This is a genomic window from Bradyrhizobium sp. Ken51, assembly GCF_055807435.1.
Genome location: NZ_JBVVPB010000011.1, coordinates 207,469 through 219,944, shown reverse-complemented (window position 1 = coordinate 219,944; position 12,476 = coordinate 207,469). Strand labels below are relative to the sequence as shown.

The following is a 12,476-nucleotide window of genomic DNA, read 5'->3' as shown; positions in this document are numbered from 1 at the left end:
ACGAAGTCAGAAGCTACCGGAACGTGCAGGCGGACGGATAGCGGTACGGATCAGGAACGAAAGGGCGCTACCGCTACTTTTCCTCTTCCATCGTCACGGCGACATCGGCCTTGGCCGACAGCCGAACCTTGTTGCCCTCGACTTCGGCGACGAGGCCCTTATCGATGAAGTGGTGATGGCCCTTGTGGCTGCCCTCGCCGCTGTCCTTCTTGGTCAGCTTGATACGATTGCCTTCGACCTTGTCGACGGTGCCGACGTGAACGCCGTCGGCGCCGATGACTTCCATATGCTCTGCGATGTTTTGCATGGTGGGTTCCTTGTTGGGCCCACCCCAACGCGCGAGGTGCAGGTTCGTTCTCTCACGGGAATGACGAAGTCGTGTGCCCGCTGGTCAGATCAGCGGCGCCTGCGACGAAGCATGGTGATTGACGATCTTCCAGTCGCCGTCCTCGCGAACGATGACCCAGCTCATCTTGACCACGAGATCGGGGCGCTCGCCGGCGAGGTCGAACGAGATGGTTGCGCCCATGTTGATGAGGTCAGGACCTGCCTGCGCCGCCTTCACCTCGGAAAACACCGCAGCTGGCTGGCGCCAGCGCGGCAGGCCGTTGAAATAGTCGGCGACGCCATCTCTGCCGCGATAGAGCTTCGGATTGGAGCCGAAGAAGAAGGCATTCTTCGAATACAGAGACGAGAGGGCCGCGGCGTCGAGCGTGGCGAAGCCGGCGCGCCACTTCGCGATCATGGCGGAAACGATGGCGTCGGCTTCGTCGCTCATTGTGGTTCCTCAGCCTTTGGCAACTTCCTTCGCGAACGTGTCGCGCAGACCGATGGTCCTGGAGAATACCGGTCTGCCGGGCGTCGAGTCCTTGTCGCGCACGAAATAGCCCTGGCGCTCGAACTGCATCGGCTCGGTCGAATTGCTCTCGGCCACCGACGCTTCGATCCGGGCATCAGCGAGAATTTCCAGCGACTGCGGATTGAGGTCGGCGGCGAAGTTCGAGGCGTCCGGGCTCGGGGTGGCAAACAGCTGGTTGTAGATGCGGATTTCCGCGGGCACGGATGTTGCTGCCGACAGCCAGTGCATAGTGGCCTTGACCTTGCGGCCGTCGGGCGCGTTGCCGCCCTTGGTCGCGGGATCATAGGTGCAACGCAGCTCCACCACTTCGCCGGCATCGTTCTTGATCACACCGGTGCATTTGACGAAATAGGCGTAGCGCAGCCGCACCTCGTTGCCCGGCGACAGACGGAAGAACTTTTTCGGCGGGTTCTCCATGAAGTCGTCCTGCTCGATATAGAGCTCACGGCCGAACGTGATCTTGCGGGTGCCGGCGCTGGGATCGTCCGGATGGTTGATCGCCTCGAGCTCCTCGGTCTGCCCTTCCGGATAGTTCTCGATCACGACCTTGAGCGGCTTCAGCACCGCCATCCGCCGCTGCGACGTGCGGTTCAGCTCCTCGCGGATGCAGAACTCGAGCATGCCGACGTCGACGACGCTGTTGGCTTTCGCCACGCCGATGCGCTTGACGAACTCGCGAAGGGCGGCCGGCGGCACGCCGCGGCGGCGCATCCCAGCCATCGTCGGCATGCGCGGATCGTCCCAGCCAGCGACATGGCCCTCGCGGACGAGCTGGGTCAGCACGCGCTTCGACAGCAGCGTGTAGGTCAAATTCAGCCGCGCGAATTCGTACTGGTGCGGCTTCGACGGCACCGGCAGCTTCTCGATGAACCAGTCATAGAGCGGCCGGTGATCCTCGAACTCCAGCGTGCAGATCGAGTGCGTGATGCCTTCGATGGCGTCCGACTGGCCGTGCGCATAATCGTAGCTCGGATAAATGCTCCACTTGGTCCCGGTGCGCGGATGGTGCGCATGCAGGATGCGGTACAGCACGGGATCGCGCAGATTGATGTTGCCCGCACTCATGTCGATCTTGGCCCGCAGCACGCGCGCGCCGTTCGGGAATTCGCCCGCCTTCATGCGACGGAACAGGTCGAGGTTTTCATCCACGGTGCGATCGCGGAACGGCGAGTTCCTGCCGGGCTCCGTCAGCGTGCCACGTGAGGCGCGGATCTCTTCCTGGGTCTGGTCGTCGACATAGGCGAGCCCGTCGCGGATCAGCTGCTCCGCCCATTCGTAGAGGCGGTCGAAATAGTCCGAGGCAAAGAACAGGTTCTTGCCCCAGTCGAAGCCGAGCCAGCGCACGTCGGCCTGGATGGAATCGATATATTCCTGCTCTTCCTTGACCGGGTTGGTGTCGTCGAAGCGCAGATGGCAGCGGCCCGGAAACTCCTGGGCGATGCCGAAATTGAGCGCAATCGACTTGGCGTGGCCGATATGGAGATAGCCGTTCGGCTCCGGCGGGAACCGGGTCACGATCTCCTTGTATTTGGCCTGATCGAGGTCGGCCTGGATGATGTCACGAATGAAATCGCGCCCAACCTCAGTCGCCACCGGTTCTGTCATTACGAAAATCCTGTAGGGAAATCAGCGGCCCTTCTGCCAAATTCGGGACGCTGAGCCAAGGGCTTAAGCAAGGCCTTACGCCGTCCGCTGCCGGGCTTTAGTTATGCAGCGGTCCTGTTATATACCACCGCCTCCAATGCATAGGCCTTGCCAAGAATGACCTCTCCCGTCGTCACCCGCTTCGCTCCCTCGCCGACCGGCTTCCTCCATATCGGGGGCGCGCGCACGGCGCTGTTCAACTGGCTCTATGCGAAGAAGCACGGCGGCAAGATGCTGCTCCGGATCGAGGACACCGACCGGGAGCGCTCCACGGAAGCGGCGATCGGCGCCATCCTCGACGGCCTGAAATGGCTGGAGCTCGGCTGGGATGGCGACGTCATCTATCAGTTCAGCCGCGCCGCCCGCCACCGCGAGGTGGCCGAGCAGCTGCTCGCCGAGGGCAAGGCCTATCGCTGCTACGCCACCGCCGAGGAGCTCACCGCGATGCGCGAGAAGGCGCGCGCGGAAGGCCGCACCCGCCTCTATGACGGCCTGTGGCGCGACCGCGACCCAGCGACAGCGCCAAGCGACGTGAAGCCCACCATCCGGCTGCGCGCGCCGCAAACCGGCGAGACCGTGATCGACGACCAGGTCCAGGGCCGCGTGGTCTGGCAGAACGAGAATCTCGACGACCTCGTCCTGCTGCGCGGCGATGGCAACCCGACCTACATGCTCGCTGTGGTGGTCGACGATCACGACATGGGCGTCACCCATGTCATCCGCGGCGACGACCATCTGATCAACGCGGCCCGCCAAAAGCAGATCTACGACGCGATGGGCTGGACGCTGCCGAGCATGTCCCACATCCCCCTGATCCATGGCCCCGACGGTTCGAAGCTCTCCAAGAGGCACGGCGCGCTTGGCGTCGATGCCTATCGCGCCATGGGATACCTCCCGGCCGCGCTCCGCAACTATCTCGTCCGGCTCGGCTGGAGCCATGGCGACCAGGAAATCTTCTCGACGGAGGAGATGATCGCGGCGTTCGACCTCGCCAGCGTCGGCCGCGCAGCAGCGCGCTTCGATTTCGCCAAGCTGGAAAACCTCAACGGCCACTACATCCGCAATGCCGACGATCAATCACTCGTGAAGATGTTCGATGACGTGCTGGACCACGTCGTGCCCAGCCGCGACGAGCTTAAGGCCAAGTTAAACGACACCACGCGCGCGCAGCTCCTGAAGGCCATGCCGGCCCTGAAGGAGCGCGCCAAGACGCTGATCGAGCTGATCGACGGCGCCTATTTCATCTTCGCCGACCGGCCGCTGGAGCTTGATCCGAAGGCGGCAGCGCTGCTGACGCCCGAGAACCGCAAGCTGATCGGCCAACTTCATTCCGCGCTGGAGAAAGTCGAGACTTGGAGCGCGGCCAATGCGGAAGCCGCGCTGCGCGCCTTTGCCGAGGAAAATAGTCTCAAGCTCGGCGCGGTCGCCCAGCCGCTGCGGGCGGCGCTGACCGGACGGACGACGTCGCCCGGCATATTCGAGGTTTTGGATGTCCTGGGACGCCAGGAAAGCCTGGGCCGGCTTAAAGATCAGGCCGGGGACTAGGCCGAGGACCGGTCAAGGACGGGCCCAAGGACCTGGCTACGACGTAAGTCGACCATGCGTGGCGCCATCTTGCAGCGCACACAGCAATAATATACCCATCTCAGCCGTACCTTCTGGAACATCCGGCCTGCCCTGCGATATCTCATCGGGGCCTCCGGGTCCGGCCCGTTTCACCATACATCGGGGACCTCTGATGGACGCAAAACCAAGCAATAAGACCGCCACACTGACGGTCGGAAACAAGAATTTCGATCTTCCGATCCACAGCGGCAGCGTCGGGCCCGACGTCATCGATATCGGCAAGCTCTACGGCCAGTCCGGCCTGTTCACCTACGACCCGGGCTTCACCTCGACCGCGAGCTGCCAGTCCAAGATCACCTATATCGACGGTGACGCGGGCGTGCTGGAATACCGCGGCTATCCGATCGAGCAGCTCGCCGAGAACGGCGACTTCCTTGAGACCTGCTATCTGCTGCTGTTCGGGGAGCTTCCGACCGCCGCGCAGAAGAAGGATTTCGACGACCGCGTGATCCATCACACGATGGTGCACGAGCAGATGGCCCGCTTCTTCCAGGGCTTCCGCCGCGACGCCCATCCGATGGCGATCATGGTGGCGGCTGTCGGCGCGCTCGCCGCGTTCTATCACGACAGTACCGACATCAACGATCCGAAGCAGCGCATGATCGCCTCCATGCGCATGATCGCCAAGATCCCGACCTTGGCTGCGATGGCCTACAAGTACACGGTCGGCCAGCCCTTCGTGTATCCGAAAAACTCGCTGAAGTTCGCCGAGAATTTCCTGCACATGTGCTTCGCCGTGCCGTGCGAGGACTACAAGATCAATCCGGTGCTGGCTGACGCGCTGGACAAGATCTTCATCCTGCACGCCGACCACGAGCAGAACGCCTCGACCTCGACGGTGCGTATCGCCGGCTCTTCCGGCGCCAACCCGTTCGCCTGTATCGCCGCCGGCATCGCCTGCCTGTGGGGCCCGGCGCATGGCGGCGCCAACGAAGCAGCGCTCGCGATGCTCGCCGAGATCGGCTCGGTCGACAAGATCCCCGAGTTCATCGCCAAGGTGAAGGACAAGAACTCTGAAGTCCGCCTGATGGGCTTCGGTCACCGCGTCTACAAGAACTACGATCCGCGCGCCAAGATCATGCAGAAGATGTGTCACGCCGTGCTCAAGGAGACCGGCCATGGTGACGATCCGATGCTGAAGGTGGCGCTCGAGCTCGAGAAGATCGCGCTCAGCGACCAGTACTTCATCGACCGCAAGCTCTACCCGAATGTCGACTTCTATTCGGGCATCACGCTGAAGGCGATGGGCTTCCCGGTCTCGATGTTCACCGTGCTGTTCGCGGTCGCCCGCACCGTCGGCTGGATCAGCCAGTGGAGCGAGATGATCGAGGATCCGCAGCAGAAAATCGGCCGTCCGCGCCAGCTCTACACCGGCGTCACCCGCCGCGATTACGTCGCGATCAACAACCGGAAGTAAGATCGACCCCATCACGGCTTTCGAAGCGGCGCCATCTCCAGATGGCGCCGTTTTTGTTTTGCGCCGACACAATCGTGCTGCCGCGCACAACAACAAGTCGGCGCAATGGCTCGGCCGGCGCTTGACGCCGAAACGCTTCGCGCGCAAATTCTTACTCTAAGTAAGAATGACGACAGGGATGGAAATGCCGGAGCAGCCGAGAAGTCGGCGGCAGACGCGTGCTGCCATTTTGACTCATCTGCTTCAGTCAGGCGGGTCGTTTCGGCCGCCGCTGGCCAAGGCCGTGCGCCTGTCGGAAGCGAGCCTGTCGCGCATCCTGTTCGACCTGAAGGCCGAAGGCCTGATCGAGGAAGTGCGGCGCCCTGCCCCTTATGTCGGCGGCCCGACCGGCCTCGTGTCGCTCGATGGGGCGGTGGCGCTCGCGGCCTTCGAACTCAATACTCAGCGGCTCAGCGTCGGCGTCGGGGGCCTGTCGGGTGAATTGCACGACACCGGGCATGTGCCCCTGCCGAAGACGCCAACCGTCGCGACCGTCGGCCGGGCGTTTCGCGAGGCGATGACATTGCTGCGCGACTGGACGCGGCGCCGGCGCATCTCCCTCGCGCAGATCGGCGTCTCCATTCCGGGTCTTGGCCGGCTGGGCGCGTCAGGCAATCCGATCATTCCCTGCGACGTCGGGCGGATCAGCGATATGTTCGGCGAGAACTTTGCCGGCGTGCCGGTCGAGTTCACCAATTCGGTCGTCGCGCACGCCATTTTTCACCGTTGCCGCACGGAGAATTATCCATTCAGCGGCGCGCATCTCTTCGTCTTCGTCGGTCAGGGCGTCGCGGGCACCTGGATGGATGATCCGATCGAGGACGATGCCCTCCAGCCGGTCGAGCTCGGCCACATGGTGTTCGAAGCCGACGGACCAATTTGCCGCTGTGGCCATCATGGTTGCGTCGAAGCCTATACGTCGCTTCCGGCCTTGGCCGAGCTTCTGGGCGTCGCGGAAGCGGAGTTGCTTCAACCCGGCAGCGAATGGGTGACCGCGATGCCGCTCTCGTCGCGGGTGCGGCAGGAATTGCGCCAGCGGCTGTTCCGGCTTGGCCTTGCGATCGGCAACACGCTGAACGTAAAGCCCTGCAAGGGCGTCGCGATCAGCGGCTGGCCGTCGCTTCTCGCCGAGGACGATCGCAACGCGCTCGTCGCGGGGATCGACGCCTGCCTGCTGGGCGGCCGCAAGCACGCGCAAGTGTCGCTCGCTTTCGTGCCGCCGTCGAATGGCAACGATCCGCGGGCGGCGCTGGCATTCGCGGCTTTCTGCCTCGCTTGCCGCGGCGGCATGCCGGCCGCATCGATCGAGGCCGCCTGAGATACCTGATGCCGCGCGGCTCTCGCGCGAAAGAGTTCACACCGGGAGGAACTTGCCATGCCGATCACGACAACAAGGCGCCAACTGCTCGCCGGATCTGCCGCCGCGCTCGCGCTGCCGGCGTTCGCCCGCGCGCAAGGCGCGATCAAGCCGCGTCTGACTGCGATCTCGCAATGGTCCGCAGGCAGCGATGGGGCTGCCATCACAGCGCTCGGCAAGAAATTCGAAGAGAAAGGCGGGGTTTGGCAGCACTCGCCCGTCCCCGGCTTCACCACCGAGATGATGAACAAGCTGCGTGCCCAGATCATGGCCGGCGATCCACCGGCCTGCTCGCAGCTCAAAGGTCCCGAGATTGCGGCCTGGTCGAAGATTGCCCCAACCGTCGATCTCGATGCCGTCGTCGCTGCCGCCGGCTACGAAAAGGTTATCGCTCCGGACCTTGCAAAATTGCACAAGCCGGGGGGCAAGTGGATTGCGCTGCCGTTGCAGATCTACAGCACCAACATGCTGTTTCTCTCCAAACGCGCAATGGACAAGGCCAAGGCCGACAAGATCCCCGTCACATGGGCTGAGTTCAACGACCTTGCCGAGAAGATGAAAGCAGGCGGAGTTCCCTATCCCATCGCCAACGGTGGCACCCGCCCGGACGACGGCCAGAAATTCGAGGCCGCTTTGGCAGGCATCAGTCCCACTGCATACCGCGCAGCCCTCATGAATCTCGACAAGAAGGCCCTGGAAGGCCCCGAGATAAAGGCGGCCTTCGTACAGGTGCGCAAGATTGCCGACTGGATGGACCCCAACGTCGGCGCCCAGCACTTTTCGACCAACCTGAAGCGCTTCGTCGACGGCGACATGGGCATGATGATCATGGGCGGGTGGGCGCAGGGCGTATTGCGCAACGCCGGTTTCAAGTTCGAGGACTTCATCATCGCCCCGGGCCCGAGCGACAATGGCAAGCCGGTCTTCCTGTTGAATGCCGATGCCTTCATATTCTGGCAGCGCAAGGAGCCCGACCTGCAAGCCGGCCAGACGCTGATGGCCCAGCTCGTCATGGATCCAGCGATCCAGACCATGTATTCGCAGATCACGGGATCGATCCCCGTGCGCACCGATGTCGATCTGTCGGGCGAAGGCTGGTCGGACGGTCAACGGCGGACCGCAGCAGCCCTCAAAGACGCGATCGCCAGCAATCAGGCCGTCCTCAGTCTCGCGCACAACATGGCGCAGGAAAACGGCATGACTGCAGCGATGATCGATGTGATCACGGAGTACGTGAAGAACAAGACGATCAAGCCGGAGCAAGCGGCCGTACGCCTCGCCGAGGCCGTCGAGAGCTCACGTTGACGATCGCCGTCTCGACAACACCGGGCCGGCCGGCTGCCTCTGACTGGGTACGCCGGCTGCCCGAATATCTGACGATTTGGGTGCCGCTGCTGTTGTCCGCCGCACACCTCATTGCGTTTACGCTGTGGACGATCTGGATATCGTTCACACCGTCCACTCTGGTCCCGGTCTCGGGCTGGGTCGGTTTGCGCAACTATTCTGCGGTTGCCGCATCACGGAACTGGCAGATTGCTTTGGACAATCTGCTGCTGTTTGGCAGCGCCTTCGTGTTGCTAAGTCTGGCGACCGGCCTCATCCTTGCGATCCTGCTCGATCAGCGCATCCGCGGCGAGAACCTGCTGCGGTCCATCTTCCTTTATCCTCTGGCGGTGTCATTCGTGGTCACCGGCACGGTCTGGAGTTGGTTGCTCAATCCGGGCCTCGGGATCCAGAAGCTGGTCCGCGACCTTGGCTGGACCACCTTCAGGTTCGACTGGCTGATCGACCGCGACATGGCCATTTGGACCATCGTCATCGCCGCGATCTGGCAATCCTCCGGTTTCGCCATGGCGCTGTTCCTCGCCGGCCTCCGCTCCGTCGACGCCGACCTGATCAAGGCCGCGCAGATCGACGGCGCCGGACCGATCCGAATGTACCGGCGCGTCATCCTGCCGACCCTTTGGCCGATCACCATCACCGTGATCGTCATCCAGCTGCAGTTCGCGATTTCGACCTTCGATCTCGTCCGCGCGCTCACCAACGGCGGCCCCGGAATCGCCACCCAGCTGCCGGCTCTTGTCGTCTACGACCTGATGTTCCAGCGCAGCCTGCTCGGACGGGGAGCGGCGGCGGCAGTGCTCATGTTGCTCATTCTTCTCGCGGTTTTGCTGCCCTATGCAGCGTGGCGTTACGTCCAGCGGCGGCGGGCGATCCATGCGTGAGCGAACCATCGCGCCAAGCCGGATTCTGATCTATCTCGTCGTCTCGCTGATCGCTGCAGCATGGCTCGCGCCATTGGCTGTTGTCGTGCTGAACTCGCTGCGCACCAACGAGGAGATCGCGCAGGCCTCGATGATCGGCTGGCCGAAGCAATGGGCATGGAGCAACTACGCCGCGGCCTGGAGCGGCTTCTGCGTTGCCGAGACCTGTGCCGGCATCCGGCCGTACATGCTGAACTCCGCGCTCGTCACGATTCCCGCGACGATTTTTTCGACCCTGCTGGGTGCTGTCGCCGGTTACGCCGTGTCGCTCTGGCGTTTTCGCGGCGATAGCTGGATCTACGGCATTGTGACCCTTGGCCTCTTCCTTCCCCAGCAGATGCGCTTGCTGCCCTGGACCATCGTGTTGCGTGATACGGGCCTGATGAACACGTTAACTGGTCTGGTCGTGATCCACACGATCCAGGGGCTGTCCTTTACCACCTTGTTCTGCCGAAACTACTACACTGCCATCCCGCAGGATTTGATAAGAGCTGCACGCATCGATGGCGCAGGGTTCTTTCGTATTTTCTGGCGCATCATCCTGCCGCTCTCGCCGCCTATTCTGGTCGTCACCGTGATCTGGCAGTTCACGCATATCTGGAACGAGTTTCTCTACGGCGTGACATTCACGACCGGTCAGCAGCAGCCGGTCACCGCCGCGCTGATCGCGCTATCCGCCGCGGTCGCCGACATCCCGCAGCATGGCGTGCAAAGCGCGGCGGTGATGATCGCCGCGCTGCCAACCCTGCTGATCTATCTGATCGGCGGCAAGTATTTCGTGCGCGGCCTCACCGCCGGCGCCGTGAAATGATCGGATTGTCATGGCAGCCCTAAGCATTCGCTCCCTGTCCAAGCGCTACGCCAATCTGGAGGTGCTCAAGGGCATCGATCTCGACATCGAGAGCGGTGAATTCACCGTGCTCGTCGGCCCATCCGGCTGCGGCAAGTCCACGCTGCTCAACATCATCGCCGGGCTCGACCTCCCGAGCGCAGGCACCGTGGAAATCGGCGGACGTATCGTCAACGACGTTCCGCCAAAGGACCGCGACATCGCGATGGTGTTCCAGTCCTACGCGCTCTATCCGTCGATGACGGTGCGCCAGAACATCACCTTCGGCATGGAATGCCGCCACGTACCAAAGGCGGAGCAGGAGAAGGCGCTGGCGAATGTGGCCAGGCTGCTCCAGATCGAGCCGCTGCTCGGCCGCAAGCCGTCGCAGCTCTCCGGTGGCCAGCGCCAGCGTGTGGCGATGGGCCGGGCGCTGGTGCGCGATCCCCTGCTCTTCCTGTTCGACGAGCCGCTGTCCAATCTCGACGCCAAGCTGCGCGTCGAGATGCGGATGGAGATCAAGCGGCTGCACCAGCGCATCGGCGCCACCATCGTCTATGTCACTCACGATCAGATCGAGGCGATGACGATGGCGACGCGCATCGCCGTGATGCATCGGGGCGTGGTGCAGCAGTTTGCCGACCCTGATACTGTGTATCGCTATCCCGCCAATCTGTTCGTGGCCCGTTTCATGGGCTCGCCGCCGATGAACACCATGCCGGCACGGCTCGAGGCAGACGCCGGCGGGCCGGTGGTCGTGATCGGCGCGGGACGGCCGGACGAGGTCCGCCTCCGTCTTGGCCAATACGACGCGGCGGCCCCCTTTGTCGGCCGTGACGTGGTGGTCGGGATCAGGCCGGAATGCATCGCCGAGGGCAGCCGCGTGTTCTCCGCCGATCCGCCCGTCGTCGTCAACGCGCCGGTGGAGATGGTCGAACCGACGGGGGCCGAAACGATCGTGCTGCTGCGGCTTGGCGGCGAGCCCGCGCTGGCGCGCATCACGCCGGACATCCGCCCCACACCGGGCGCCGCCGCCCCGTTCGCGCTCGACACGCGCCGCATCTGCCTGTTCGACCCCGAGACGGAGCGACTGATCGCATGACAAGAACGAGCTATGCCGGTCTCAACGACCGCGTGGTGTTGATCACCGGTGGTGCCAGCGGCATCGGTGCCGCCTTCGTGCGGGCGTTCGCGGCGCAAGGGGCGCGCGTCGCGTTCCTGGATCTCGATGAAGCAGCCGGCCGGGCGCTGGTCGCGGAGGTGAAAGCTGCGTCCGGGACCGTACCCTTGTTCGTGCCGTGCGACCTCCTCGACATCGACGCCTTGCGCGGCGGCATGGCACAGGCCCACGGATCGTTGGGCGACGCCGCGGTTCTCGTCAACAACGCCGCCAATGATCAACGCCAGGTGCTAGCCGAGGTGACCCCGGCCGAGTTCGACTGGATGATCGGCGTCAACCTCAAGCATGTCTTCTTTGCCGCGCAAGCGGTGGTGCCCCAGATGCAGGCGCGCGGCGGCGGTTCGATCATCAACATGTCGTCGATTGCCTGGATGCGCGGCGCGCCGGGGCTGCCGGTCTACGCCGCGGCGAAGGCCGCGATCGTCGGCTTCACCAACTCCCTGGCCCGGTCGCTCGGGCCCGACCGCATCCGCGTCAACGCGATAGCGCCGGGGATGGTGATCACGGAGCGTCAGCGCCGGCTGTGGTATCCGGACGACCAGGTGATCACCGAACTCCGCACGCGTCAGGCCATTCCCGACGCGGTGACGCCCGACGACATCGCCAACATGGCGCTATTCCTCGCTTCCGATGAGAGCCAGCGCATCACGCGGCAGTGTTTTCAGGTCGACGCTGGTCTCGGCTAAAGCGTGTACTCACAAACCCGAGCTGCTTCGTAGAGGTCCGCTCCGCATCCGATAGCAGTCGCGTTGGCGTACCTCACCCTTGGTCCGAGTTGGGCCAGAAGCGGTCCTCTACAATCCGCGCGACGTGACTTTCCAAAACCTATCCATGGCTGAGCAATGCTCTCTGGACTTCGGCCCCAGCAAGTTTGCTACCGACCTAAAATCGAATTCTTTCGTGCCATCTGCGTGCTGTAGTGATTCAAGAAAGCCGGTTGCCAAAGCGGCACGTTCTTGAGCAGAGCCGTCTTCGAGCGCTTTTTCGCAGAGTTCAAAAACGGATTGTATTGTGCTTTTTGGCAGTCGATTGAAATGCTCAACAAGAGCCTCTGCCAATCCGGTACCCGCGAGGGTTATGGGCACAACTTCCGGCGACCATTCGGCATTTAGCTTAGCGAGCGCCTCTCTCAATTGAGGTGCAAGATCAGCGATTCTTTCAAGGTAGCTCTCATTCCTAGGCATGCGATCAATATGTCGGACGCGGATCACGTCGGCAATGGGTCACAAACCGCCGATCACGCCCAAGGTTAGGAGGCTTC

At 63.2% G+C, this 12,476-nt stretch carries 12 protein-coding genes; 8 read left to right on the top strand and 4 right to left on the bottom strand.

Going from position 1 to position 12,476, the window contains the following annotated elements; translation table 11 throughout:
* Nucleotides 1-73: 73 nt before the first annotated feature.
* The 3 genes from AC0L27_RS20420 to AC0L27_RS20410 form a co-directional block, all read right to left on the bottom strand.
* The gene (locus AC0L27_RS20420; RefSeq protein WP_275171255.1) at nucleotides 74-307 is read right to left on the bottom strand and encodes a DUF2171 domain-containing protein; all 234 of its coding nucleotides are present in this window, start codon (nucleotides 305-307) and stop codon (nucleotides 74-76) included.
* Nucleotides 308-391: 84 nt separating this feature from the next.
* Nucleotides 392-778, bottom strand: coding sequence for a YybH family protein (locus AC0L27_RS20415; RefSeq protein WP_354209839.1), 387 nt, complete (start codon nucleotides 776-778; stop codon nucleotides 392-394).
* 9 nt (nucleotides 779-787) lie between these two features.
* Nucleotides 788-2,464 (bottom strand): glutamine--tRNA ligase/YqeY domain fusion protein, encoded by a 1,677-nt coding sequence (locus tag AC0L27_RS20410; protein WP_354209840.1) that lies wholly within the window; start codon nucleotides 2,462-2,464, stop codon nucleotides 788-790.
* Between the two features lie 156 nt (nucleotides 2,465-2,620).
* Between AC0L27_RS20410 and gltX the strand changes: the two genes are divergently transcribed.
* From gltX to AC0L27_RS20370, 8 genes are all read left to right on the top strand, one after another.
* Nucleotides 2,621-4,048 (top strand): glutamate--tRNA ligase, encoded by a 1,428-nt coding sequence (gene gltX / locus AC0L27_RS20405; protein ID WP_354209841.1) that lies wholly within the window; start codon nucleotides 2,621-2,623, stop codon nucleotides 4,046-4,048.
* Between the two features lie 193 nt (nucleotides 4,049-4,241).
* Nucleotides 4,242-5,546 (top strand): citrate synthase, encoded by a 1,305-nt coding sequence (gene gltA / locus AC0L27_RS20400; protein ID WP_018458093.1) that lies wholly within the window; start codon nucleotides 4,242-4,244, stop codon nucleotides 5,544-5,546.
* A gap of 178 nt (nucleotides 5,547-5,724) precedes the next feature.
* Entirely contained in the window at nucleotides 5,725-6,903 is a 1,179-nt protein-coding gene (locus tag AC0L27_RS20395; protein ID WP_354209960.1) for an ROK family transcriptional regulator, read from the top strand.
* A 57-nt stretch (nucleotides 6,904-6,960) separates the two neighbouring features.
* Complete coding sequence (locus AC0L27_RS20390) at nucleotides 6,961-8,247, top strand: ABC transporter substrate-binding protein (protein WP_275171259.1); 1,287 nt, start codon at nucleotides 6,961-6,963, stop codon at nucleotides 8,245-8,247.
* Complete coding sequence (locus AC0L27_RS20385; RefSeq protein ID WP_354209842.1) at nucleotides 8,244-9,167, top strand: carbohydrate ABC transporter permease; 924 nt, start codon at nucleotides 8,244-8,246, stop codon at nucleotides 9,165-9,167. Before AC0L27_RS20390 ends, AC0L27_RS20385 begins: the two co-directional genes overlap by 4 nt.
* Nucleotides 9,160-10,017: a carbohydrate ABC transporter permease gene (locus AC0L27_RS20380; RefSeq protein WP_275171261.1), complete on the top strand. Its 858-nt coding sequence runs from the start codon at nucleotides 9,160-9,162 to the stop codon at nucleotides 10,015-10,017. The genes AC0L27_RS20385 and AC0L27_RS20380 overlap by 8 nt, the downstream gene beginning before the upstream one ends.
* 10 nt (nucleotides 10,018-10,027) lie before the next feature.
* The gene (locus AC0L27_RS20375) at nucleotides 10,028-11,137 is read left to right on the top strand and encodes an ABC transporter ATP-binding protein (RefSeq protein WP_354209843.1); all 1,110 of its coding nucleotides are present in this window, start codon (nucleotides 10,028-10,030) and stop codon (nucleotides 11,135-11,137) included.
* Nucleotides 11,134-11,901: an SDR family NAD(P)-dependent oxidoreductase gene (locus AC0L27_RS20370; RefSeq protein WP_354209844.1), complete on the top strand. Its 768-nt coding sequence runs from the start codon at nucleotides 11,134-11,136 to the stop codon at nucleotides 11,899-11,901. The genes AC0L27_RS20375 and AC0L27_RS20370 overlap by 4 nt, the downstream gene beginning before the upstream one ends.
* 108 nt (nucleotides 11,902-12,009) lie before the next feature.
* Here the strand turns inward: AC0L27_RS20370 and AC0L27_RS20365 are convergent, their stop codons facing one another.
* Nucleotides 12,010-12,399 carry a DUF7674 family protein gene (locus AC0L27_RS20365; RefSeq protein ID WP_354209845.1) on the bottom strand — a complete coding sequence of 130 codons (390 nt, stop codon included), beginning with the start codon at nucleotides 12,397-12,399 and terminating at the stop codon, nucleotides 12,010-12,012.
* Nucleotides 12,400-12,476: the final 77 nt, after the last annotated feature.